Source organism: Pseudoalteromonas sp. P1-26, assembly GCF_001401795.1.
Taxonomy (GTDB): Bacteria; Pseudomonadota; Gammaproteobacteria; order Enterobacterales; family Alteromonadaceae; genus Pseudoalteromonas.
Genome location: NZ_LKDX01000030.1, coordinates 1 through 26,224 on the forward strand (window position 1 = coordinate 1; position 26,224 = coordinate 26,224).

19 protein-coding genes are annotated in these 26,224 nt (G+C 40.4%); 10 read left to right on the top strand and 9 right to left on the bottom strand.

Features of this window, described 5'->3' with window-relative positions; genetic code table 11:
• Positions 1–502 precede the first annotated feature (502 nt).
• Positions 503–709: a YcxB family protein gene (locus AN394_RS22325; protein WP_235576270.1), complete on the top strand. Its 207-nt coding sequence runs from the start codon at positions 503–505 to the stop codon at positions 707–709.
• A gap of 114 nt (positions 710–823) precedes the next feature.
• Here the strand turns inward: AN394_RS22325 and AN394_RS14375 are convergent, their stop codons facing one another.
• Together AN394_RS14375 and AN394_RS14380 are read right to left on the bottom strand one after the other, a co-directional pair.
• Entirely contained in the window at positions 824–2,230 is a 1,407-nt protein-coding gene (locus tag AN394_RS14375; protein WP_055021848.1) for a YfcC family protein, read from the bottom strand.
• A 152-nt stretch (positions 2,231–2,382) separates the two neighbouring features.
• Positions 2,383–3,603, bottom strand: a complete 1,221-nt coding sequence (locus tag AN394_RS14380; protein WP_055021849.1) for a Xaa-Pro peptidase family protein — start codon at positions 3,601–3,603, stop codon at positions 2,383–2,385.
• Positions 3,604–3,732: 129 nt separating this feature from the next.
• Here AN394_RS14380 and AN394_RS14385 point away from each other — a divergent pair, with 129 nt between their 5' ends.
• The gene (locus tag AN394_RS14385) at positions 3,733–4,812 is read left to right on the top strand and encodes a Xaa-Pro peptidase family protein (RefSeq protein ID WP_055021850.1); all 1,080 of its coding nucleotides are present in this window, start codon (positions 3,733–3,735) and stop codon (positions 4,810–4,812) included.
• 15 nt (positions 4,813–4,827) lie between these two features.
• Here AN394_RS14385 and AN394_RS14390 read toward each other — a convergent pair whose 3' ends face one another.
• Both AN394_RS14390 and AN394_RS14395 read right to left on the bottom strand, forming a co-directional pair.
• Positions 4,828–5,436 carry a flavin reductase family protein gene (locus AN394_RS14390; RefSeq protein WP_055021851.1) on the bottom strand — a complete coding sequence of 203 codons (609 nt, stop codon included), beginning with the start codon at positions 5,434–5,436 and terminating at the stop codon, positions 4,828–4,830.
• 10 nt (positions 5,437–5,446) lie between these two features.
• Positions 5,447–6,193 (bottom strand): SDR family NAD(P)-dependent oxidoreductase, encoded by a 747-nt coding sequence (locus AN394_RS14395; RefSeq protein WP_055021852.1) that lies wholly within the window; start codon positions 6,191–6,193, stop codon positions 5,447–5,449.
• A gap of 423 nt (positions 6,194–6,616) precedes the next feature.
• Here AN394_RS14395 and ppc point away from each other — a divergent pair, with 423 nt between their 5' ends.
• A complete protein-coding gene (gene ppc, locus AN394_RS14400) occupies positions 6,617–9,262 on the top strand; it encodes a phosphoenolpyruvate carboxylase (RefSeq protein WP_054564093.1) in 2,646 nt (881 codons plus the stop codon).
• On the opposite strand, the gene AN394_RS14405 is transcribed toward ppc, so the two are convergent.
• Complete coding sequence (locus AN394_RS14405; RefSeq protein WP_054564094.1) at positions 9,259–11,298, bottom strand: tetratricopeptide repeat-containing sensor histidine kinase; 2,040 nt, start codon at positions 11,296–11,298, stop codon at positions 9,259–9,261. The genes ppc and AN394_RS14405 overlap by 4 nt on opposite strands.
• 338 nt (positions 11,299–11,636) lie before the next feature.
• Here AN394_RS14405 and AN394_RS14410 point away from each other — a divergent pair, with 338 nt between their 5' ends.
• Complete coding sequence (locus tag AN394_RS14410) at positions 11,637–12,005, top strand: hypothetical protein (protein ID WP_054564095.1); 369 nt, start codon at positions 11,637–11,639, stop codon at positions 12,003–12,005.
• Positions 12,006–12,170: 165 nt separating this feature from the next.
• A complete protein-coding gene (gene cdd / locus AN394_RS14415) occupies positions 12,171–13,103 on the top strand; it encodes a cytidine deaminase (protein WP_054564096.1) in 933 nt (310 codons plus the stop codon).
• On the opposite strand, the gene udp is transcribed toward cdd, so the two are convergent.
• Positions 13,100–13,855 carry a uridine phosphorylase gene (gene udp, locus AN394_RS14420; RefSeq protein ID WP_055021853.1) on the bottom strand — a complete coding sequence of 252 codons (756 nt, stop codon included), beginning with the start codon at positions 13,853–13,855 and terminating at the stop codon, positions 13,100–13,102. The genes cdd and udp overlap by 4 nt on opposite strands.
• 145 nt (positions 13,856–14,000) lie before the next feature.
• On the opposite strand from udp, the gene AN394_RS14425 reads away from it, so the two are divergent.
• The 4 genes from AN394_RS14425 (at position 14,001) to AN394_RS14440 (ending at position 18,422) form a co-directional block, all read left to right on the top strand.
• Positions 14,001–14,780 (top strand): DUF2189 domain-containing protein, encoded by a 780-nt coding sequence (locus tag AN394_RS14425; RefSeq protein ID WP_054564098.1) that lies wholly within the window; start codon positions 14,001–14,003, stop codon positions 14,778–14,780.
• Positions 14,781–15,069: 289 nt separating this feature from the next.
• Complete coding sequence (locus AN394_RS14430) at positions 15,070–16,179, top strand: arginase family protein (RefSeq protein ID WP_054564099.1); 1,110 nt, start codon at positions 15,070–15,072, stop codon at positions 16,177–16,179.
• Positions 16,180–16,303: 124 nt separating this feature from the next.
• Positions 16,304–16,996 (top strand): ABC transporter substrate-binding protein, encoded by a 693-nt coding sequence (locus AN394_RS14435; RefSeq protein WP_055021854.1) that lies wholly within the window; start codon positions 16,304–16,306, stop codon positions 16,994–16,996.
• A 139-nt stretch (positions 16,997–17,135) separates the two neighbouring features.
• Positions 17,136–18,422 carry a hemolysin family protein gene (locus AN394_RS14440; protein WP_055021855.1) on the top strand — a complete coding sequence of 429 codons (1,287 nt, stop codon included), beginning with the start codon at positions 17,136–17,138 and terminating at the stop codon, positions 18,420–18,422.
• 29 nt (positions 18,423–18,451) lie between these two features.
• Here the strand turns inward: AN394_RS14440 and iadA are convergent, their stop codons facing one another.
• The 3 genes from iadA to AN394_RS14455 form a co-directional block, all read right to left on the bottom strand.
• Entirely contained in the window at positions 18,452–19,618 is a 1,167-nt protein-coding gene (iadA, locus tag AN394_RS14445; RefSeq protein WP_055021856.1) for a beta-aspartyl-peptidase, read from the bottom strand.
• A gap of 11 nt (positions 19,619–19,629) precedes the next feature.
• Positions 19,630–21,039 carry a putative basic amino acid antiporter YfcC gene (gene yfcC / locus AN394_RS14450; protein WP_055021857.1) on the bottom strand — a complete coding sequence of 470 codons (1,410 nt, stop codon included), beginning with the start codon at positions 21,037–21,039 and terminating at the stop codon, positions 19,630–19,632.
• Positions 21,040–21,181: 142 nt separating this feature from the next.
• The gene (locus AN394_RS14455; RefSeq protein ID WP_055021858.1) at positions 21,182–24,109 is read right to left on the bottom strand and encodes a TonB-dependent receptor domain-containing protein; all 2,928 of its coding nucleotides are present in this window, start codon (positions 24,107–24,109) and stop codon (positions 21,182–21,184) included.
• A 342-nt stretch (positions 24,110–24,451) separates the two neighbouring features.
• Between AN394_RS14455 and AN394_RS14460 the strand changes: the two genes are divergently transcribed.
• Positions 24,452–26,146, top strand: a complete 1,695-nt coding sequence (locus AN394_RS14460) for a cyanophycinase (RefSeq protein WP_152966970.1) — start codon at positions 24,452–24,454, stop codon at positions 26,144–26,146.
• The last annotated feature ends 78 nt before the right edge of the window (positions 26,147–26,224 follow it).

A 26,224-nucleotide genomic window follows, 5' to 3' on the forward strand; every position in this document is an offset into this window, starting at 1 on the left:
TCTGGTAAAAAGTACCTGACCATGGATGGAGCTGAATAGGTGAAATCAGAGGGTAAACTGGAAATTACAGACGAATTGTTGCTTTATCCTACAGGTTAGGCTGTTGAGTGTTCACACCTTAATTAGTTGCTTTGTACCAAGGTACTTTGTATTTATGGAACTTTTATTATAAGGACATTTTCAATTCATGATTAAAAACATAACCATTACAAAGTAAGACTACTTAGAGTACTCCAAATTTGCGGTGAGTAGGCTGTGTAATTCAAAAAGTAAAGCAAGCTCTAGTTTTCTTAAGAATATGATCATCTGGTTTGTATTGGCTGTAACTTTTATGTCTGTGTTCTAATTAAAGTCTATTCGTTTTAATGATTTTCATTGGCAATCTGCGCTGATAACAGCAATTCCTTTTTCAATTTTACTTATTGTTTTTCTATACAACATTAATAAATTCAAAAGACTATCAATTCCAAATGATAATGGTTTAGTGATTGGAAAGAAAAGCTTGGAGTTTCAAGCTGACGGAATAACTGAAATAAATAGTCTAGGACATTGCTTCTATAAGTGGGAAGCAGTAGAGGTAATTGAAGAACATAAAGGTAACGTGTATATCTTTGTTGATAAATTGTCAGCATTAATCATTCCGGTAAATTCATTTGCTAGTGAAGCTGAAAAAGACGAGTTAAAAGCTTTCGTAAAGAAGTTTTTATAATTAGCTTTTTCATCTGACAATATTTTGTGGAAAGTAATCACAGAGCTACGCTAACACATAGGTGTTAGCGTGCATCATTCATATAATGTGAAGTCAATTAGCTCACTCAACTAACTAATTTAGTGTGGGCTGCACATCTAAGCCATAGCCAAACATTACTGCTAAAACTAATACAACCGATGCTGCGACCATTAGCTTAATTAGTAGTGGTAAACAGAATCTAAACCAATGGCCGTAAGGCACACCTGCCATACCTAAAATGCCCATAAGTACAGCATTGGTAGGGATGATCATATTTGAAAAGCCATCACCAAATTGATAAGCAAGCACGGCGACTTGCCTTGGTACACCCACTAAATCACCTAGTGGGGCCATTAGTGGCATGGTGACATAAGCTTGCCCTGAACCAGAAGGAATAAAGGTATTAAGCAGGGTTTGAATAATCAACATGCCAATTGCTGATATTTCTGCTGATACATAAGAAAGCGGTAATGACATGCCATGTACAAGGCTATGCAGGATTTGGCCGTCTTCTAAAATAAGTGCGATACCCCGTGCAACACCGATTAACACTGCGGTGGTAACAAGATCAGACACGCCCTCTATAAATTTGTTTGCTGCTTCATCAGCAGATAGTTTGCCTAAAATGGCGACAACTACACCCCAAGCAATAAAAACACCGCCTAGTTCGTATAAATACCAGCCCTTGGTTGCGATGCCCCATACAGCAATTGCAAGGGTAATAATAAAGCTGCCTAAAATAAGTTTATGGCGCAGGGCAAGTGCTGGGTAACTTGTTGCTGTTTGATTTTCAAGTGGGCAAGGCACGCCAATCATCATCGATTTTGATGGATCGTTCGCTACCTTTTTGGTGTATTGCCAAACATGATGAAAACCAATGAGCACAAATGGAATAAATATAGCTAAACGTAACCACAGGCCAGAGTAAACTGGGATACCTGCAATTTGCTGTGCGATTAATACGGTAAATGGGTTAAATGCCGATACCCCATAACCAATCCCATAACCCGCGACTATCATACCTACGGCGGTCATTGCGTCTAATCGCATTGCCTTACAAAGCGCGACGAGAATAATAACAAAAGGAATATATTCGCCGGCGGTACCAATACTGCTTGATGCTAAGGCAAAGCAAAACACCACCATAAAGATTAATCGTTGCGGTTTTTTACCGTGTCGCTCTAAAAGCCTACCAATGAGAGCATCAACAGTGCCTGTGGCACGTGCAATAGCTAATACACCGCCAACAATTAACACAAAGAAAATAACATCTTGAGCAGCAGCAAAAGCGCGAGGTATGGCTTGTAATAAATCCCATGGAGTTAAGTAATGGCGCTCAGCAACTGTTTGATAGGTGCCCGCAACGACCATTTCTCGGCCTGATTCACTTAATGTAGTCGTGAAAAAACCTTGTGGTACTAACCAAGTAGCAATAAGCGCAACAACCATCATGCCCAGCAGCAGTATCAGGGTATGTGGAACTTTAAAACGTAAACCCATTTATTCTCCGTAATTATGTTAGGTTAAATTCTTGAAATCATAACATGATAAAAGCTGATAGGTTGTCTCTAAAATGCCCATACTGTTAATGATTGTAATAATTCAGATACAAAAAAGGCCAGAAAACTGGCCTTATAAAGTTTATTTGAATTTTATTTAGCTAACCCAAATGGGTCATCAATGCTATGAGCAGGCTCGGTAAACCAGCGCGGACCTTCGTCTGTCATATAAAAGTGATCTTCTAAGCGAATACCAAACTCATCCGGTATTACTAACATGGGTTCGTTACTAAAACACATACCTGGTGCGAGTGGGGTAGGGTTACCACCAACAAGGTATGGCCATTCATGAATATCTAAACCAATGCCATGGCCTGTTCTGTGTGGGCAGCCTGGTGTTTGATACTCTGGACCCATGCCATTTTCGGCGAGGTACTGCCTTGCAGCATCATCTACTTTGCCACATGCCACACCATTTTTTGCGGCAGCAAAAGCAGCAAGTTGGGCATTTTTCTCGTGCTGCCAAAACATGCGTTGGCGATCGGTTGCTTCACCAAATACATAGGTACGGGTAATGTCAGAGAGGTAATCATGTACTTTACAGCCAGTATCAATCAGTACCACATCACCTTTTTTAAGGGTTTGCGGATCTTTAACACCATGTGGGAAAGAAGACGCAACACCAAATAACACAATACAAAAATAGTTACCCGGCGCGCCGACTTTTTGGTGCGCTTTTTTAATAAAGGCTTCAACCTCAGTGGTGGTGATACCTTCATAAAGCATACTTGCCGTTGCTTTGTGTACTTCTAAAGTCATGTCCATAGCACGTTGCATTAAGGCAAGTTCACTGGCTGACTTATGCATGCGGCAGTGAGCTGTCACGCACTGTGCGTTAACAATGTTGTAATTGCCGTTAGCTTTATTAATACCGTCGTAGATAAAAAACTGTGCGCTTTCATCAATACCAAGGGTCCCATCTTTGCTAATGCCCATTTCTGTAAGAACATCTACACACAGTTGATAAGGGTTTTCGTGTTCTTGCCAGCCACGAATTGGGCCATCAATCACCATAAAATCGTTTAAGCTGCCGATTTCAAAAAACGGTGCTATGTATTGCACATCACCTTTTGCAGGTAAAATAGCGCCAACTAAACGCTCGCTTGCGTACCAACGCATACCCGTAAAGTAGGCTAGGTTAGTGCCTGCATTTAAGTATATTGCGTCAATATTGTTTGCTTGCATATACGCTTGTGCTTTTGCGATACGCGCATGAAATTCGTCATTTTGAATAGGGGTTAAATCTGTTGTCATATCTGACAAAGAGTCAAGCGCCTGCTCTGGCGTTTGTGTGCCAATACCATATGTTGTCATTGTGTACTCCTTGGTTTTTTGTGCATTGTGGCTTGAGTAAACACCCGATGCAAACTCACTGCGACTAATCGCATAATATTCGTATTTATGGACATAACTGTTAGCATGCGCAAAAAATAAGGAGCGACAATGCAAGTTAATTACTTAAAAAGACAAGCTGAATTTAAAGCCTTGCTAGAGCAGCAAGGTTACAGCGCGATGTTAGTACTTGGTCATGAAAATATTCGTTACTTAAGTGGATTTAGCGGTAATGCTGCTTATGCATTAATTACTCAAAATGCGTGTGTGTTGATCACCGATTACCGATACCACCAACGTGCAATTGCTGAAACAACAGGATTTGAAGTTGTTTGTCGAGACAGAGACAACGAAACCCTTGGCCATTGTATAAATAGACACCTTAACCCGAACAGCAATGTCGCATTTGATGCAAGTTATGTCACGGTAGCAATTTGGCAAGGTGTGGCAGATGAGCTAAGCGGCCACACTTTAACAGCGGTAAACGGTTTAATTGAAAAACTAAGACGCGTTAAAAATAGCTGGGAAGTTGCACAAATTAAAGCTGCTGCAGCCATCGCTGATGAAGCATTAGCACAAACGCTACCTTATTTTAAACCGGGTGTAACTGAGCGTGACCTTGCCTTAGAGCTTGAATTTAGAATGCAAAAGCTCGGTTCAGAAGGAATGTCGTTTGCTACTATTATGCTGTTTGCAGAACGCTCAGCCTTGCCGCATGGTAACCCGTCAGATCAGGTTTTAAAGCAAGGAGACTTTGTAACCCTTGATTTTGGCGCGGTTGTAAATGGCTATCGCTCTGATATGACTCGCAGCTACATTATTGGCGAAGCATCAGAAAAACAAACCCGTATTTATAATACCGTACTCGATGCACAAAATGCGGCACTAGAAATGGTCAAACCGGGTGTTAATTGTTTAGATTTAAATGCTATATCAAACAAGGTAATTGCTGAGGCGGGCTTTGGCGAATACGCCGGTAAAGGTCTTGGCCATGGTTTAGGGCTATTTTTGCATGAAGTACCATTTATTAACACACTGACAGACTACAGCCTTGAAGTTGGTAATGTGATCACCATTGAGCCTGGCATTTATATACCAGGCTATGGTGGTGTGCGCCTTGAAGATGACATAGTTGTCACCGAATCTGGCTTTGAGGTGTTAACCCATGCGCCTAAGCCATTTGTAATCTAGTTCTTAAATTAAAGGTTATTTTTTAGCATAAGCTAAGCGGGCTAAACGTTCAGTTACATGGTAACTATCAAGCCCGCTCACTGCGACTGTATCAATAGCTTCAATATCGACAAAGCCATCTTCTTGCAAGCAAGCCTCATCTAAGTAGATATCGGTTATTTCACCTATGATCAGCTCCGTGCCATTGATGGCAAGGTGGTGGTGTTCTTTAAGTTCAAGTGCATATTTAAGCTTACTTTCTTTAACAAAAGGCGATGTAAAGTCATTTAGGTATTCAGTACTGAGCCCTGTTGCATCAAATTCAGACTCGTCCTTGTCGTAGCGTGCCGATGTTTGATGTGCTTTGTTGTAAATGTCTTTGTTTACATGATTAATCGTGTACTGCTTGGTGGCTAATAAGTTTTCTAGGGTATGGCGAGGCACTGAATGGGGCCTAATTATCATACCCACTAAAGGGGGATGTGCCCCAAGGTGAAATACTGAACTTACAATCGCTAAATTAGTTTGGCCATTATTATCTTGTGTGCCGACTAAGTTGGCACTTTTAAACCCCGACAAACTATTAATTAGATGGGCGCGGTAGCGGTTTTCTAAATCAGCAATGGCTTGTTTTGTTAAATGCATAAATTTCCTGTTACCAGTCTATGGGTTTTCCTTGCCAGTCAAAGTAGGCAGGGTTGTGTGATTGTTGTAAATAGTCAGCATCACTTATCAATGAATACAATTGCTCGGCTACAAACTCACGGGTAAATAGCTTTCCTTCGGGCACATTTGCCTGAAAAGGTTTTGATAATGGCGTATCAGTAGTACCTGGGTGAAATAACACGCAGTGGCATTTTTTATGGCGTCTGCTAAGTTCAATTGCTGCAGATTTAAATAACATATTTAATGCCGCCTTCGACGCTCGGTAGCTATACCAACCGCCTAAATTGTTATCACTAATGCTACCAACACGTGCACTAAGGGCACACACCACAGTTGAAACTTGTGTCTTCAAAAGCGATGAGAATAAAGTCACACAGCGAATTGGTAGTAGAGCATTTGTCGTCATGCTATTTATAAAGTGCTGCTCAGATATTTGTTCAAGTTTACGTTCAGGCGCATTATCTGGATCATGCAATAGGCCGTTAAATATCATCAACTGGGCCAAATCATAGTTGCCAAAAGCAAGTTCTTTAGCAATGCCACTCAAGCTTTGCTCTGAGTAGTCAGTAGTAAAATGCTGGTGGCTTATCTCATCGCTTACAGATTCATTAAAACTTGCCTTAAATTCACCTCGACTGATGGTTACGATATGACCCGTGTTTATTTGTTTATGAAGAGTAGTGAAATAAGCATTTGCAATTTCACTGCTTGCACCGCACATAATATAGAGTTGCATTTTTGACCTGTTCTAAAAATATTTGAAAATTTTTTCGCTCAAACTCTCACCAACTAATAAAATGATAGTAGCTCTGTTTGTCTTGATCTAACCCTATAAACACATAAAAAAGGCTGGTAAAAATTTGACCATGCAAACTTTAAGGATGCCTTAAATTACGGGGATTTTACCTTTTAAATTGGTAAGTCCATTTTACCAATTGAGCTAGCTTTAACGCTTTGTAGCTGACTAAGCTGCGTATTTATTACACTTTTATGTTTATAGATTGGTTATTCTTTTTTACGAGTATGTTAGAAAATTCGATCTATTAAATTAACGCTGACAATGATATTAATAAAAGGGATCAGTATTTAGCTGCGTTCGTGCTTGGCTAAATACTGTGCAGTAAGTACTTTCAACTTAGTTAAAGAAAGGAGTATGAGAATGAGTGAACAATACGCTGCACTTCGCGGTAATGTTAGTATGCTTGGACAAATGCTGGGTCAAACCATTAAAGATGCACAAGGACAAGCCATTTTAGATAAGGTAGAAGAGATTCGCGCTTTATCTAAATCGTCACGTAGTGGTAACGAAGCCGACAGACAAGCGCTTATCGAAGTACTACACGCTCTCACAGATGAAGAACTATTACCGGTTGCACGCTCATTTAATCATTTTTTGAATCTTGCTAATGTTGCTGAACAATTTCATACCGTATCACGCTTTAATGATGTTGGTTTTTGCCAACTAAACCCTCTCACTCAAACATTAAAAGCGTTAGCAACAGCATCAAAGCAAGGTCAAGTTGATCCTAATCACTTGGCGCAAACACTCTCAAAACTCCACATCAATTTAGTTCTGACGGCTCACCCAACTGAGGTGACACGCCGTACAATGATCAATAAACACGTAGAATTAAGTGATTGCCTTGCCTCTTTAGAGCGTAAAGACAACTTACCTAGTGAACGTGCAGATTTATTAAACCGCATTGCCCAGCTTATTAGCCAAGCGTGGCATACTGACGATATCCGTCGCTCACGCCCAACGCCAATTGACGAAGCTAAATGGGGTTTTGCGGTTATTGAAAACAGCTTATGGCATGCCGTACCGCGTTTCTTACGTGAGTTTGGCGAAGACGTAAAAGCAGAGCTTGATTTAGAACTACCTATTGATTTCAGTCCAATTGAATTTACTTCTTGGATGGGCGGCGACCGCGATGGTAACCCGTTTGTAACTGCTGAAGTCACACAGCAAGTACTTGATCATGGCCGCTGGATGGCACTTGATTTGTATTCTCGTGATATCGAAACGCTAAGCAATGAGTTATCTATGTCGGATGCAAGCGATGAGCTTATTGAGCTTGCAGGTCAAGACTTTGAACCTTACCGTGCGGTACTTAAAAAGTTAAAGAATCAAATTGCTGAAACTGTGACGCATTTGGGCGCTAAAATTAAGAAAAAGCGCACTGATTCTGAAGATTTAATTACTGATATCGCGCAAATTAAACACCCAATCGAAGTGTGTTATCGCTCGCTTATTAAAACCAACATGAAAGTAGTTGCCGATGGCTTGCTGCTTGATGTTCTGCGCCGTATTAATAGCTTTGGTCTGCGCCTTGCAAAACTTGATGTACGTCAGGATTCATCGCGTCATGGTGATGTTTTCTCTGAGTTAACACGTTATTTAGGTTTAGGTGATTACCATCAATGGCAAGAAGAAGACAAACAAGCGTTTTTACTTGCTGAGCTAAATTCTCGTCGTCCGTTAATTCCAAAACATTGGCAACCAAGCCCAGAAGTACAAGAGGTGCTAGATACATTCGATGTAATCGCAGCGCAAGATGCTCAAACATTTGGTTTGTATATTATCTCGATGGCACGTACCGCATCTGATGTGTTGGCAGTACAGTTACTGCTTAAAGAAAGTGGTTGTAAGTTTAACTTACCGGTTGCGCCATTATTTGAAACGTTAGACGACTTAAATAATGGTAAAGAGGTGATCGAATGTTTACTTGATAACACTTGGTACCGAGGTCATATTCAAAACCAACAAAATGTCATGATCGGCTACTCAGACTCAGCAAAAGATGCAGGCATGATGGCTGCTGGTTGGGCACAATATGAAGCTATGGATAAACTGGTTCAATTAGCCGAAAATCGCGGTATTGAGCTTATTTTATTCCATGGCCGTGGTGGTACGGTTGGTCGCGGTGGTGCTCCAGCTGCCCAAGCACTGCGCTCACAGCCTCCAGGTTCATTAAAAGGTGGCCTACGTGTAACAGAACAAGGTGAAATGATCCGCTTTAAGTTTGGTTTACCTGCTGTTGCTCTGCAAAGCTTAAATATTTATGCCGGTGCAGTTCTAGAAAGTAACTTGTTGCCGCCACCAGAGCCGAAGAGCGAATGGCGTGATGTTATGGAGCTTATTAGTGCAGATTCGTGTGAGCATTACCGTCAAGTTGTGCGCCATGATGAAAACTTTGTTCCTTACTTTAGAATGGCAACACCAGAACAAGAGCTTTCTAAACTGCCACTTGGTTCTCGCCCTGCGAAGCGTAACCCGAACGGTGGGGTAGAAAGCCTTCGTGCTATTCCATGGATCTTTGCATGGAGCCAAAACCGTTTAATGCTGCCAGCTTGGTTAGGTGCATTAACAGGCCTTAAAGCTGCGTTAGATAAGTATGGCATCGAGACACTTCATGAAATGAGCTTAAAATGGCCATTCTTCCGTGCTCGTTTAGAGATGCTAGAGATGGTATTTAGTAAAGCTGATACATGGTTAAGTGCGCATTACGATGATGCACTAGTAACTGAACAATATAAGCCATTAGGCGTGAAGTTACGTCAAGAATTGAGCGAGGCGATTGAGCTTGTTCAGTCGCTTAGCCCACAAAAGAGCCTGCTTGCAGACCAACCTTGGATCAAAGAGTCAATCGCGCTACGTAACCCGTACACAGATCCACTTAACTTATTACAAGTTGAGTTACTGCGTCGTTCACGCGAAGCAGATGAAAGCTCTGCAGGCGATATTGATAATGCCTTGATGATCACTATGACAGGTATCGCTGCAGGTATGCGTAATACCGGTTAATAGCTAGTGTCATCGATTAACCTTGCATCAATTGGCAAGCTAATCACAAAACGAGCGCCGTGTTTACATGACTCGGCGCTTATTTTCCCTCTAAGATTATATTTTACCGCATTAAATACTACGTTTAAGCCAAGCCCTAGATGGTTTCCACCTAGATTTGTTGTATAAAAAGGCGTAAATATTTCATGTAGGATCTCATCATTGATACCGACACCGTTATCTTGGTAGGTAATTTCAACCACATGTGTATAGGCTTTAACTGTTACCTCGACAACACCTTTGTCAGTATTAACAAAGCCATGCTCGCAGGAATTAATAATCAAGGTTTTTAATACATCACTTAAAATAGTTGGATACGACGTAATAACACCTTCATCGCCATGAATTTTAAACTCAATTTGTTTACCAAGGTGTTTACTCAAAGGGTATAAACGATGACTAATAAAGCTTGGCAGCTGTATTTTGCTCATTGGTTTATCAAGGTGAATAGACACATTGAGCGCTTTGAATTCTTCGACGATGCCGGCAAGTCGATTAATGCTACTGATCACTAGCTCTTTAGCGCTATTGGTATCGGTAATAAACTTATGAAAATGTTTGCTAGAGAGCTCTCGGGCTTTAAATTTTTCTTCTAAACCTTCCATGTAATCATCTATTAATGAACTGGCTGTCACTATGGTGCCAATAGGGGTATTAAGTTGATGCGCCATACCAGATACTAGTGCTGTTAAAGAGGCTATTTTTTCGATTTCAATCAGATGATCTTGTGTATCTTTTAACTGCTCTAATGCTTTAGTTAATTTTTGTTTTTGTTTGTCTATGCTGTTAATGGCGATAAGTGAGCCAAATAAAATAACAACTAAACAGATGCTTACTACAATCGTGAGATCTTTAAATGCATTGGCTTTAGTGGCTTTTATTTGTTCTGCACGAGTCAGGTTAGAAATTCTTACTTCTTTTGCGGCAACATCGGCTTCTGCAAGTGCTTTTGCTAAATTCACTTTGGCTTGTCTGGTTAAAATAGCGGCGTTAATGTACGAATATTGTTTATAAGCGCTAAGTGCATTTACATAATTTTTTTGTTGCTCGTAAAGCTCTGCAGTTAATTTGGCAATCGATAACAGGGCTTCAAAATTAGTATGGCTAACAGTGTGAGTATCAACGGATGCAAGCGTTGTGAGTGCTTTATCAGTATGTCCTTGTGCTTCATACGTTTCTGCTAAACATAAAATAATATTAAGTTGCTCATTCTCAAGCTGTTTATTTTCAATAAGCGTCGAAGCTTCGTTGAGTACCTTTTCTGAGTCTTCTAAAAAACCCTGAAAACGTAATACTTTGGCTTTTAGAACCAGGCTTGAAGCAAGGTGAGTGGTGTAGTTGTGTTGGCTTTGCAGCCCGATAGCTTCATTGATAATCTTGAGTGCTTCTGGATACTGTTTTAACCCAATTAAAGCTAGCGCTAAATTATTACTTGCAAATGATTCGTTGAGAGTTTGATTTTTACTGTGGGCATAATCTCGATAGTATGTGAACGAGTCGGCAGCTTCTTTATAACGGTTTAAACGTAGCTTTACCAAAGCGATATTATTTTCTGTTTGATAAACTAAACGCTCATCTCGAGATTGTGCAAATGGCATGGCATCGCGATAGTACGCTAAGGCTTCTTCATATAGACCTAAGCGCGCATAAATCCCACCAGAAATATTGAAATAGCCATACATGAGGTCTTTTTCATCAGATTGAGAAACCATATTCATGTACTTAACAATGGTTTCCATGGCTTGTTCAAGCCTGTCAGTCTCAAGCAAAAACCAAGCTTTATAATTAGTGACTATAATCTTTTGTTCTAGTGTTAGTTCGGTAGTTTCAATCAGCGCATTGACAAACTCAAGCCCTTCTTGAGGTGAACTGGCGTAGCTTTGCCTTATTGAGGTTCTAAGCTTTTCAAACTCTTTAATCGGCATCGCTTTAGGTGTTGTTGAAATTAATAAAATCAACAAGGTAAAGCCAAATAATATAACCAATCGCGCTTTCATGACACACCAATCCATTTAAAAATGAGCATAAAAAACGCTCACCCATTTTGCTGTCTAAATAACGCTAAATATTATAAATTTTAATTAAATATAGGTTTATCTGAAAAAGCTGATTCTATGAAAGGAAAACTCATACTTGTGTCTAAAGTAAATAAGATATGAATTTGCATAACAACTCTTTAAAGTGGATCTAATCCTAAAATCTGAATTTTATGACTGGTCATACCTATTTTATTGCTAGGTATTGACTAGAGAGGCGATATTAATAAAATAGCCCAGCTTTTTGATTCAGCTACCGTTAAGCCAAATTAACCCCCACGCTTTTTTTAGAGTAACTTATGCCAAACGTGTCTACTTGCATCACTTATGATGCATCGACGTCACTCGTGATGATGACGTTAAGAGGGACTGCTAGTGCACAGGATGTGATAAATTTTTACCAAATCGCCCAGCAATACTCAGTATTATATGGGTCAGATAAAATACTCGTTGATGTGTCTGAGTTGACGCACAATTTCGCACCTGCTGATTTATTCACCATTATGCCGGCAGTAGCAAACTCTTTGAAAGAAGCTGTTGTAGCAATTGTCGTAAGTTTTGATGGTTTTATGCACGACTTATTTATGCAAAAAGCAAAGCGCTATAACTTACAAGCTGAAAACTTTGAATGTTTTAACAAAGCAAAAAATTGGCTGGTTCGTCAATAATTGGTCGAGCTAGTCATCGCTATTTTGTTGTGTATATCTGGGCTTACAAATACCGCTAATTTTTAGCTTTTATTGTGCGATTTACCTTGATGTTTACCGCCAAAACCTAGCAATTCATTACGTAACCTTTTAAACTGTTTAGCCAATTAATAATTATAATTTGTTATGACAGCAACTAGGATAGATGCAAGCAAACTAGCTCAAAATTCAGAGCCGTTTAGCTTCAATGATCAACAAAAAAATTCTCTTTTTGCCCAGCTTAAACAGCAACGTGGCATCTTATCTCAATCTGATATTTCTTCTCTTTGTCAGCAGTTTCAAGTTAGTCAACTTGAGTTACTAAAAGCCTGTGTACCCGTCGCAAGTTTATTTTCTGTCGCGCCTATTTCTAAATTCTATGTGGGCGCCATTGCAGTTGGGTTAAACAAGCAAGGCGAAACAAACTTCTATTTTGGCGCAAATGTTGAGTTTTCTCATCAAGCATTGAGTTTGGTCGTTCATGCTGAGCAATCAGCCATTAATAATGCATGGCTTAATGGCGCGCAAGCAGTGTTAAAAATTGCTATTAGCGATGCACCTTGCGGTTACTGCCGTCAATTTATGAATGAATTGAGCACCGCAGACTCACTTGAGATTTTATTGCCTGAACGCGATTTTAATCTTCATGAGTTATTACCTTATTCATTTGGCCCGAAAGACCTAGGCAATGAAGCGTGTTTATTTTCTAATAAGCAAAGCGATAAACAGTTTACTGAGCTTTCGATTGATGATGCTAAACTTATTCAACTGGCACTCAATGCATACGTGCCTTACACAGGTAACTTTAGTGCGGTTAAATTAACGACTTTTGATGAAGGTGACTTTTACGGAAGTTATGCTGAAAATGCGGCCTATAGTCCAAGCCTTTCGCCATTACAAAGTGCATTGAGTCAGTTTTATCTTGCGGGCTTAACCTTTGATGATAAAACAGTTAAGTCAATCACCTTGTTAGAAACACAAGGGGCAGAAAATCAATATGAGGTGGCTAAAAGTGTGCTGGCAAGCTTTGCAAACCCACCAGCATTTGAGCACTGTGTTGCTAAACTAGTTGAAGGTTAGTCTAGCAATAGTTTTGCAGCTTCAATGACGACGGCGACTGATTTTTTCTCAATCTCGCCGTGGTCAACATTCGGAATTTCTTGTTTAGTCCGATTTACTAATACCCCTGCAACACAGGCTGCGCGTAAGCCAAGGGCAGCACACATAGTAAATAGTGTTGCTGATTCCATTTCATAATTCATCACGCCTAGTTTTTGCCACTCTTCACAGCTGCCTTGGAATGAGCGAGGAACATAGCCAGAATAAGTATCGTAACGTTCTTGACCCGGGTAGAACGTATCACTCGATGCAGTAATACCAATGTGGAAATTAATTCCTAGCTTATCACATGCATTTACCATCGCTTGTGTTGCAAAGAAGTCAGACACAGCAGGGTAGCTTAGTGGTGCGAAATGCTGGCTAGCACCATCTAAACGAACTGAAGCTTGGCTAATTAAAATGTCGCCTTCGTTAATGTGTGGCTGAATTGCACCGGTCGTGCCAATACGCAAAAAGGTATCAATACCTAGCTGAGCAAGCTCTTCAACAGCAATTGATGTAGATGGACCGCCAATACCGGTAGAACAAACTACAACGCTGTGCCCGTTTAGCTCACCTCGGTATACATGAAATTCACGGGTCTTCGCTAAGCATTCAGGGTTATCGAGAAGTGTTGAAATGCGTGCTGAGCGGTCAGGATCGCCAGGGACAATCGCAAGGGTTGCGCCGTTTAAGTCCTGACGAGTAAGCCCTAAGTGAAATACCTTTTCCATTATTAAACCTTATTTTTGTCTAAAGCGTAATACTTTAATCATATGTGTTTAAAGTACAGGACAGATGTCCTATTAGATCACCAATGTTGCAAGAATTGCACAGATAACCTAAACCTAAAGAAGTAACGATAAAAGAGGATATATTATGCCTGCTTCATCTTCTATGAGTAAACACCATGAGTTTGCACGCTGTTTAGAAAGCTCGAAAATTTCAATTGGTGCGCCTTTTCATTGGTTAGCACTTGCATTTAAAGATATCGCTAATGCGCCCATACTGAGTCTAGTCTACGGATTAGTATTTACCTTGATACCTGCCACTATCATGTATTTTGTTTATCAGTTTGATACACACTTAGTTATATTACCTGCTGTAGTTGGCTTTGCATTAATTGGCCCTGCCTTTGCTGCAGGACTTTACGATGTTGCTTGGGAGCTTGAAAAAGGCCACAAACCCACCTTGATGCACAGCCTTAAATCGATGTTTAGAAACCCAGCAGGTGAATGGGGCTTTGCAGTGTTATTAATGGTAATTATGATCGTTTGGATGCGCTTAGCTGCGCTTATTCATGCATTGTACCCGAACGTTGTAAACCCGAGTTTCGAGCAGTTATCTGCGTTTTTAACGCTCGGTAGTATTGTCGGTGGTATCTTACTGGTCACTGTATTTGCTATCTCAGCGTTTACTCCACAAATTATGATGGAACGCCGTGTTGATATTATGACTGCGGTAATATCTTCAATGAACGCGGTTAAAACAAATTTTGGTGCCATGGTTGTCTGGGCTGGTTTGATACTATGTTTGGTATTTGTCGGCTTTATTACAGGCACTGCTGGGTTTATTGTCATTATGCCTTTATTGAGCTACGCCAGCTGGCATGCATACATTGCCGTTATCAAAACTAAGAAGCCAAGAGGCTACGAATAATGAGTATTCACTTCGTTTGAATATAAATCTATAGCGGCAATCACCTAGGTTGCCGCAAAATTTGACTTTCTTTTCGCGCATGTTATACCTGCCAAAATACAGCGCTCTTATTTGACTAGAGCAGTTTAAATTCATCTGCATTAAAATTATAACCATTTAATATCAGTGAGTTATAGGTTTGGTTGAGCAAGTGATTGTTGAGTCTCAAAAATCCAGACTATACACAAACCTGATTGCGTAAGTTTTTTAATTACGCATGAATATGCAGATAAAGATCAGCGGAGTAGAGATGAGTAACACACAAAAAGCCTTCCACGAAAAACTAAGTCAGTGTCTTTGTCCTCCTGGCGATGGCGTATTTACAGTTAATACAGCAAAAGAACGTAAAGATGCGCTGCGTACTAAATTATACGGCCAAACAGATAATGTTGATGTGCTTTGGAAAGAGTCACTTGAAACATTGGCAGAGTCTGAGCACAAAGCGGTAATTTTAGGTATTAGCTCTGATTGTGGCGGTGGTATTTTACGTGGTGCTAACTGGGGTCCACTATTTTTACGCTCTACCTTGATTGATCAACAACCACAAGCGCGCGCTTTTGATTTAGGTGATGTTCGTGTGATCCCGCATTTATTGCATGATAAATACCTTAACGATGCAACCATTACAAACTGTCAAAAAGCGTTATATGCTGATGAAGACAGCGAATATCATGTATCGCCTTTGTCTATCACTGAAGATGTCTGTGATGGCTTTTATGCAAATTACCCAGATAAGGGTATTTTTGGTATCGGTGGCGACCATTCAATTAGCTACCCGCTGACTAAAGCTTACTTAAAAGCAAAACGTGACGCAGGAAAGCGCACTGCAATCATTCACTTTGATGCTCATACAGACTTATTAGTTGAACGTTTAGGTATCGATTTATGTTTTGGTTCGTGGTGTACACATATTCTTGAGTACTTACCAGCCCCACGTAACTTGATTCAATTTGGTATTCGCTCTAGTGGTAAGCCTAAGCAACACTGGGAAGACACGTTTGGCGTTAAACAACATTGGGCACACGAAATCATCGAACGTGGCGCTAAAGCTGTTGCCGAAGAAGTTATTGCGCAGCTAAAAGCTGATAATGTTGATGAGCTTTATGTGAGCTTTGATATTGATGCACTTGATGAAAGCTTTGCTTCAGCGACAGGAACACCAGAAGCCGGTGGTTTAACACCTCAGCATGCATTAGACATTCTAGTTGCATTGGCTGACGAGTTCCCAATTACTGGTGCTGACATGATGGAAATTGCACCATTTACCGACAGCTCACTAATCGGTCAGACAAGTTCTGAAACAACTCTAAGAGAAGGCGCTAAAATCTCAGCATTTTTAATTAATGCAATGAATAAGTAATTGACTCTAGAGCGGAAACCCCATGTTTCCGCTCATTCCTTTTTACTAAAAAATATTTCAATATCTGCAACTCCGAGCTATATTATTATAAAAAATAATTATAATTTATTTGGTATCGCTCATTATGCGCTCAATTATCACCTTGTCATTGCTGCTTTTTCTGCAACCTTGTTTTGCAGCAATTACTGTGGTGACCGAAAATTTCCCTAATTTCCAATACCTAGATGAAAATGGCGAATTAACTGGCACTGTAGTTGATAAAGTTAAATCAGGTTTAGATAAAAGTGGCGTGGATTATGAGGTGTCAGTAAATTCTTGGTCAATTTCGTATAACGCTGCATTGCGTGATAGCAATACCTGCATCTTTTCTATGGCAAGGCTTCCGGCACGCGAAGATAAGTTTACTTGGGTAGCGAAAATTGGTGGCTTTTCAGCGTCATTCTATTCGTTTAAATCTGAGCAAGTAAAAATAGCGAGTATAGATGAAGCTAAGAAATACCGAATTGCTGTATTAAAAAATAACTATTCACATATTTACTTAAAAGAAAACGGCTTTGATGAACGTAATCAGCTGATCTTACTTGATAGTTTTGACAACATTTATGATGTACTGAAAAGCAGACGCTCAAGTATCGATTTAGTCATCCTCAGCGATGAACAGTTTAAACATGAACGTAATAATGATAGCACCCTTGAAGATTTAAAACCGATATTTAAACTGCCCGTTGGCACACCTCAGTTATACTTTGCCTGCAATAAAAATATCAACCCTGTGACTCTTGAAAAATTAAATAAAGGCTTTGCTATTAACGATTAAAAATAGCACTTGTTGATTGCTACAAAGTGGCTATAATCAGCTGCTTTTTGTCCATTCTCGCCTAACTCTATGTAGCCTAAACGAGCAAAAAGTTGTTTGCATTCAACACTCTGAATGCGCTTAATTATTAGGAGCTACAATGAGTGATTTACTCATTATCATGATTTTAATTTTGATCAGTGCATTGTTTGCAATGAGCGAAATTGCGATTGCGGCATCTCGTAAGATCAAATTACGAGTGATGGTGGACGAAGGCAACAAAAAAGCCCAAGCAGTGCTTAGCTTGCAAGAGCAACCTGGGGCATTTTTTGCCATGATACAAATTGCCCTGAACGCAATTGCCATTTTAGGTGGTATTGTTGGTGAGCAAGCATTATCTCCTTACATAGAACAAATCTTAGGCATGATTTATCAAGGCCCGTTATTGAGTCAAATCAGCTTTTTGATTTCGTTTTTGAGTATTACCTCTTTGTTTATTTTATTTGCTGACCTATTACCTAAACGGTTAGCCATGATTATGCCAGAGGCGGTTGCGGTAAACGTGGTGTCCATTATGCGCTGGGTGACCTTTGCGCTCACTCCTTTTGTTGTTTTCTTTAATGGTATAACTAATTTGGTTTTACGCGCGTTTAAAGTACCTGCTGAGCGAGAAGATATTGTCACCACAGAAGACATCGTTGCGATGATGGATGCAGGGGCAGAGTACGGCAGCTTACAGCAACAAGAATATGAGCTAATTGGCAATGTATTTGATTTAGAAGCACGTTTTTTATCGAGTGTGATGACTCCTCGCGATCAAATTGTGTATTTTGATGTAAAAGCTGATGCTCAAGAAGTCGCAACCAAAATTATTGAGCACCCTCATAATCACTTTTTAGTGTGTGATGGTAGTTTAGATAAATTAATTGGCTCGGTTGAATCAAAAGATATCCTACGCAAGGTGCTAAAAGGGCAAACCGCTGAAATCGATAATGAATTAATAAGCCAAGATATTTTTTATCTGCCAGAAACATTGAGTCTTTCAGAGGCGCTAAATACTTTCAAAAAAGCGGCAGAGCCGTTTGCCGTTGTGGTTAATGAGTACGCGCTAATGGTAGGTATTGTTACTGTTAAAGATTTAATGAAAGGATTTATGGGCGACTTAATTAGCCACCAGGGTGAAGAGTTAATTATTCAACGTGATAATTCATCTTGGCTGGTCGATGGTTTAACTCCTGTGGTTGAGCTTGCTAAAGTCCTTGAAATTGAAGAGTTCCCTGAACAGTCTCATTACGAAACAGTCGCAGGTTTTTTGATCTACACCATGAAACGCCTGCCTAAACGCGCCGAGTTTATAAACTATGCTGGCTATAAGTTTGAGGTTGTTGATGTTGAAGGGGTGAAAGTCGAGCAACTACTCGTTACTCGCATTTCGGAACATGTTTAGCATAGTGTTTAAGGCCGCCGATTGCGGCCTTATTCAAAGGCGCCTTTAACAAGTGCTTTGCCTTTGCTTACCATATGAACACCCTTTGACCAGCATTCTGTTGGCGCAAGCGTTGTTTTATTAAGTAACACAAGATCCGCATCTGCATTTTGCTTAATTACACCTTTATTGATACCCAGTATCTGTGCAGGGTTTGATGTAATCGCCATTAAAGCGTGTTCAATCGAAACATTGTATTTTTGCACTGCTTCGACAAACGAGCCATGCAATGTGGACTCTTTGCCTACTTCAAGGCCAAGCAGGTTAAAGCTTTTGTCAAAAATAGGAAGGCTTGCATGGCCATCTGAGCTCATGGTTAGTTTTGTTGGGTCGACTTTATTCTCTAGGCAGTAAGCTAGAGCGTGTGCGGCAGAGTATTCACCATGAGCAAGGTCATACTCGGTTGTACTTGTTGTAAAGTCGATAGTGCCACCGGCTTTACAAAACTCTACCCCAGCATTAAGTAAGTCAATATTGCGATTCATGTGAGTTGGGTAAAATTGTGCTAGCGAAATATCGGTTAGCTTATCAACCTCATGCAATAACGATAAATGTGTATCAACAGGGCCAACATGAATGCTGACAGTGCCTTTTTTACCACTTAACATGCCGGCCACTTTTGACTCAGCGGCAAGCTCTGCCAGCTGTTGCACTGTGGGTTGGCTGCTACGATGATCCGATATAGCAACTTCTCCTACGCCAATAAACTCATCTATGTACATTAAATCGCTGGTGATAGAGCCTGTCAGTGTTTTCGCAGGTAAATGATATGAGCCCGAATGACAAAAAACGTTGAGCCCAAGTTCTTTCAGCTCTTTTGCTTTAGCAATCAAATTACTATGAGTTCGGCTACTTGAGTCAGTGCCAAGAGCTGCAATAACTGTTGTTGTACCATGCAGTGTTGCATCAGTAAGGTTCATTTCTGGTGTTCTACTTGCAAAGCCAGCTTCGCCGCCTCCGCCAGTTATATGAACGAGTGAATCTACAAACCCTGGGGCCAAAATACAATGAGTGCCATCAATCGTGGTAATCCCCTGATAAGTATCGATGGTGATTTCAGGCTGTATATCAACTATTTTTGTGCCAGCAATAAGAACATCTTGAATGCCTAAAGGTGAGGGGGCGAAAACGTCTGCGCCTTTGATAAGTGTTAACATAATTAAATCTTTTACTGATAGTTAATAAAGTGTGCGAGAAAAATAAAACCACTGGCAAGGCCAAACAAAGCTAAAGTGAAGCGCCAAATAAAACGTGCCCATTCACTCCAATCTAATTTAACAATACCTAAACAGCCAATGAGACTAGCAGAAGTAGGAATAAAAATATTCGTTAAACCATCACCCAACTGAAATGCCAACACCACAATTTGACGTGAGATATTTAACAAATCACCGAGCGGCGACATTAGCGGCATTGTTATGGCTGCTTGTCCTGAACCTGACGAAACAAAGAAGTTAAACACACTTTGAAATAATAGCATGCCCCAAGCAGCAATATAATCGGGCACAACTGAGATGCTGGTGGCACTATAATACAGCAAGGTATTAAGGGTTGAAGGCGACGTTAAATCGCTACCGCCAAGTATTAAAATAACGCCTTTTGCCAAAGCAACCAAAAGCGCTGCAGGTAAGAGCTCTTGGGCACCTTCTTTAAATGCGTTTGCGCTTTGATTGGCAGTTTGTTTTTTGAATAGGCTGGCTATTACAGCGCAAGCAATACCTAGGCAAAAGAATTGCGCTGCTAATTCAGGAATATAATACTGCCGAGCCATCACGCCCCAAATAACCCAAACAATGCCAGCAATAAAAGTAAGTAAGATTAGTTTATCTGCGTTATCTAAATTTATTGCACTGTCTTTGTGTTGGTTAGATTGTTGTTTAGTTGCTCTGATAGAATTGGCATAGCGAATGGTGAATACAAGGCCAAATGAAGTAAAAACAAGCCAAGCAACCATTCTGAACCCTGCGCCAGAAAAAACGGGAATTTCAGCTATAGACTGAGCTATGGCAATGCTAAATGGGTTCATCCATGAGGTGGCAAAGCCAATTTGTGTAGCAACATAGGTTGTTAATACGGTAACTTTTGCGTCATAACCAAGTTGCTTCATAATCGGGAATAACACAATACAAAAGGCGATGGCTTCTTCACCCATGCCGAAAACCGCACCCCCTAAAGAGAAAAGCACAAACAAGAGAGGAATGAATACCCACTCAATATGTTGTGTTTTATTAATGAGTGCCATTATGCCGTTATTTATCGCACCGGTTTTTAAGATAATCCCAAACGCACCGCCAGTGATTAAAATAAACGCCATCACACCAATCGCTGCGCCATACTTATCACCTGACACTAACCCTTCAAATAAAACATTAGCTAGGCCAAGTTCACCACCTTCTGCAAAAAATGCTGGCGGGGTATGATCTGAGGCTATTTGATATTGTGATAATTCAACGCTATGGCTATCTTTTTCGGCATTAAACACACCAGGGGTTATAAATAGGCTGGCAAAATAGGCGATAACGGCGACGCACAACAAAATGATGCTCGCATCTGGCATCGCAAACTGTTTGTTTTTCATAAAGTCACTTAAATGTCATTCGACGTTTATAAGATAAGCAAGGTATTGTAGCCCTTGCTAAGAAAGATTAATACTGAGAGTCGTCAGTTTAAGATAACGTAAGCTCAAAAGTGTGGGCGACTATTAAGCCGCCCATACCTTGCTAAAAGCGATAGCTCAAACTTAACGTATATCGACTGCCATAAGCATTATGGTTTATAGAATCAAAACCTCGACTTGAACCATACAGTTTAGGCGGTTCTTTATCGAAGATATTATCGATACGAGCACGGATTGATAATGCATCATTGATAAAATACCCGGCAGATAAATCCCATACTAGCCAGTCATCAACATCGCGTTTTAACTCATCATTAAGCTCGCCAAGTTTTTCTAACTCGTCAATTTCACGGCCACGCAGCCCTTCAATATCATCCTCATAGCTACTGGTATAATTGGCCCCGAGATTTATGTAATAAGTTTTGGTATCCCAATCGATAGAGAATCTGCCAACATTTTCAGGGTAGCGATAAGTGCCGATTAGCTTTTCGATTGCATCTGAACCGGGTTTGTTTCGCTCAAACTCTAAATAGTGTGTACCATCGAAAGCGAGTGTTAAGTTGCCTGTTGCAAAAAGAAAACGATGATCGAACTTAAAGTCGATACCCGCTAAGGTTTGTGTGCCGGTATTTTCCAGTGGAATAACATGGTCTCTAAATAGCGGCAGGAATAGCTCATCTTCTCGCGGATTAAACTCACTAATATAGTTTGTGAGGATCTCTGAAAGATTAGCGCCATCACTTTCTATATTAAGGCCTGCATTATCGGTTACTTCACACAACTGCTCTTCGTACGAAATACCTTGTTGGCCTTGTGGTACTAAGCCACAGTGACGAAGAGAAGCATCCGTGATTGCTCTATCTAGCACGGCAGTCATATTGGTATCGATGACTTGCTCATGATCAAAATGCCAATAATCGACAGTGAGATTGGTATTTACAGATGGGCTCCATGCAAAGCCAATACTGAGCGCTTCAGACTCTTCGGCTTTGAGTGCTTGATTACCTAGTTCTAGGCTGTTAACACTGACTTCTGTACCATCGCCCATACAGTATAAATCTGCAACAGCCTGATTTGCGCCACAATCAAAGCTTGATTGTGTGGTACGTAATTTTACGCCAGCTTGAGTTAATGAAGGTGCTCTAAACGACGTTGACCAAGAGCTCCTAATAATTAGAGAATCTGAAGGACGGTAGCTTAAACCAACTTTAGGGTTAAACGTTCCACCAAAGTCATCGTAATGATCGTAACGCCCAGCAACTTGCAGTTCTAGCTGCTCAGTAACTGGCATATTCAACTCTACAAATGCAGCGTACTGCGTACGGTCTGCTTCTGATAAGCTCGAGCCAAAACCAAAAACATCGACTAAATAACCATTTTCAGCACGCGCTTGTGAGTCTAAAGACGGAATATCTTTTAACTCTTCTCGGCGAGCCTCAATACCAAATGCAGCATAAATGGGTAACTCATTAAATGTAAATAAATCGCCATTAAAGTTTAAGTCCCATCCGTAGACTGTACTCTCACCATTTCTACTTGGGTTTGCTTTTGCAAGCTCAAGCACCGCATCATTATTAGCATCACCCTGTAAAAAAGGGTTGTAGAATGGCATTAACTGACCTTGCGCACAATTGAGCTGTGTTCCATCGTATATAGCAGTTGAACCGTCGGAGCATAATTCACCAGTGATTGCAGCATGAAATTGGTAGCGGTTGTAAATACCATCAATCGCTTCTTGCTCTGACTTAGAACGAGAAAATGTTACACCTGACTCCCAACTCCAATCACCAATGTAACCAGCTAGGCTACTGACTAAGCGAAAGTTTTTAGTTTCAACTTCAACTGTACGCGGTGAATTAAAACGTGCATCAAATGCAAAGCCATACACATCTCGACCTGCTTGAGTGGTAAATGGATCAATATAAAGCTGGTCCATTAAGTCGTTACTGCCATCAGCGTTATCATAAATGAATAGCGCATCTTCTAGGATATACGGACCGTCATCGTCGTTTATTTGATTGATTGGTGCAGGTGATGAATAGGCTTTTGATTTAGTTTGGCTATAGAAGAAATCGGTATGCCAATCTAAATCACCTAAGGTGCTGTTAAACATAAAGCCAGTTGAAAGGCTTTCAAATGGGGTTTCTAGGTAATCATCTTGGTTAGCATAGTAAGCACAAATTTGCTCACCATACTCAGTCGTGACAAGCTCTGTTTTACAGTTTGGCGCTGGTAGTTCATTGCCATCTCGGCTGCTGTAATAATAAATGTTTGGTGAGTTCTCAAGTTTCGGTAAATATGAGTAACCATTTACTAAATTAGGTGTTGCGGTATAACTTCTGTCTGTCGCTTTAAAGGCATTGCGGTCGTAAATATCAGCAAATACAGTTAAGTTACTTTCACCGATATTGGTCCCGTAGACTAAGTTAAGTTGTTTCTTAGCTTCGTCATGACTGTCAAAACTATTGGTGTAAGAAGTGTTTACTTCAGCTCCTTGATAGTCATCTTTGAGAATATAGTTAATAACACCAGCGACAGCATCAGCCCCATAAATTGCTGATGCGCCAGTGGCTAAAATATCAATGCGCTCGATTGCAGCAAGTGGAATTGAGTTCACATCGACAAAGTTTTCAGTGCCTGCTGCGAACGAGCTTGGTGCAACACGGCGGCCATTAATCAGCGTTAATGTTGCAGAAGGACCCATACCTCTTAAGCTTGCAGCGGATTGACCCGCTGGCGTTGAGGTTGATGTACCACCACTTTCAGATGTTGAAAAGGTACCGGATCCGCCTTTAAAAACGGATAAATCTTTTAATAATTCATGAATAGTGTTCGCTCCTGAGCGCTTGATTGCATCTTGGTCAAGCACTGTAAGCGGGATGGTTCCTTCTAAATCAACCCCTTTAATTCGTGATCCTGTTACTTCTACTCGTTCAATTTTTTCTGATTGTTGGTCGTTTTGAGCATACACAGCTTGTACTGGGCACAGCACAGCACTGATTGCTACAGCAATTGATAACTGACGAAACATATTGATTTACCTTTGTCTTAAAAAACACACGGCAAAACCGTGACGTTTTGAATAATTGTTATAATTTTTTAGACAGGGCAGTGGGTTATAGACACAACTAGCCCCTCACAGGAAGTGAGGTGTGGCTACTCGTCAAACCACTCCGAAAGGTAGTGTGGAGAGTAGAAATATGTGCAAAGCGATAATGCGTTTTTCAACATAATTCCAATCCGTAAGGTCTTTGACAAAGCTAGCGATACAGTGCTAGCTTACTCGCGTTTTTAAATGTTCCTTTTTTTTATAGCAAGCAACAAAAAGCTGCGCAAGCAATTTTCTAATATTTTTTTACAAGAGTGTAACAATATGAACATCCTTAAGGAGCAAAAGACTAAATATCAAACTTCAGCTTTTTCTTTGGTATTTGGTTTGTTTTTCGCATCATTTGGCAGCAAAGTCTATGCAAATGATCAACAGCAAACGCTGGTCTTAGTCGGCGGATCTTTGACCACCTGCTCAAGTATGAGCCCTAAAAACTGTCTTTCGAGTAAACAGATTAGTGGTAAACAGAATAATCAATTTCGATTAAATAATGATGCTTTATCTGCAATAAAGACAAATTGGCCAACCAGGAATAAAAAAAATCGTCAGCAAACGCTTAAGGTATTAGCACAGATTGCACGTGAAAAGTCAGGTGTGATCACTAAAAGTGATATTTTATGGGCATGGCGTGATTTAGATAACAAGTTACTAAACGAACTCACAGATTCCGAATACAACTTTGTCATAGACTCACTTGAAGTTGCTGTAATAAATACAGATTCTACCCGTCAAAAAGAGCAGGTTAGTACAAGCGATAATAACGAACGTGCAGCCAATGATATTTTAGACTTTGTTGCTGCCTCATTAAAAACAACCACCGAATCACCAACAATTTTAGCGGTTACGGCTTCAAGCAGAGACCCATATGAATCAGCTGACTTTTATGAAGGGTTATTAAACTTTAAGGGTGTTGAATCAAGCTGGTTACCTCTAACCCCCGCCTTAGCAAAAGCGATTACCAGTGAGCAATGTGAGAGTTTGGATTCTTTACGCACTGACTCTATGGGCGTTTTTAATCGTGAGACAATTTACCCTGATCGAATTAAGGCCGAAAAAGCGCTTTGTGATAAAGGGGTCGATCATTTAGTTAAACTGATTGAAAACGCGACGGGTATTATGTTTAACGGTGGCGATCAGAGTTTAACCAGAAAAGTACTGTTTGATGATAACGGTAAGCAATATCCTTGGACTCACGCAATTTTACAAAGACCATTACTTGTTGGCACAAGCGCAGGTACAGCGGTGCAAAGTGGTGGTAAAAATGCCTACGGCATAGTGCCGATGATTTCCAATGGTACAAGTTTAGCGGCAATGAGAGAAGGCTCGTTTGCGGTGTCTGCGCCTAGTGAGCGCTGTGAAAATGAATGCGGTGATAAGATTTCGGCTGATAGTCTTACCTATGAAAAACAAGGTGGGCTTGGCAGTTTTACTTATGGTGTCCTTGATACACACTTTAGCGAGCGCAACAGAACAATGCGTTTGGCAAGATTACTGGCAGATACCGGGCAACAGCATGGCTTTGGTATCGATGAGACCACCGCCCTTGTATCAATTCGAGCTGGTGAAACAGCACTAATGACGGTGATTGGTAAAAGTGGTGTCGTGCATGTTAAATCTGACGCTAAAAACAACGGAGCAATCAGTTATTGGCCTGCTGGTGCAGTTATTGATGTAACAAAGGATGGTTTTACTCTAGCTAAACGAACTGTTGATAATGCACTCCCTAGTATTAAAATTCCGCCACTGCCGATGCAGCGTTTTGGCACTATTTTTTCAGATGCTAAATTACGTTCGCTTGTACAAGCTATGTGCTTAACACAAGAGCAACAAGCAGTCGCTCAGCATGATGAGTTTTTATTAGATTTAAATGCCACAGACAATACTCATTATTACCGTGTAAATACGAGTAGTACAGGCTGTGCGGTAGAAAACCTAGCCTTTAAAGTTAAGACATTTTAACGATGTAAGGTACTGAAAAAGTAGTGGATTATTTGTTCATTATTAGTTAGCGTAAGGCTAATAATGAACAAACCATGG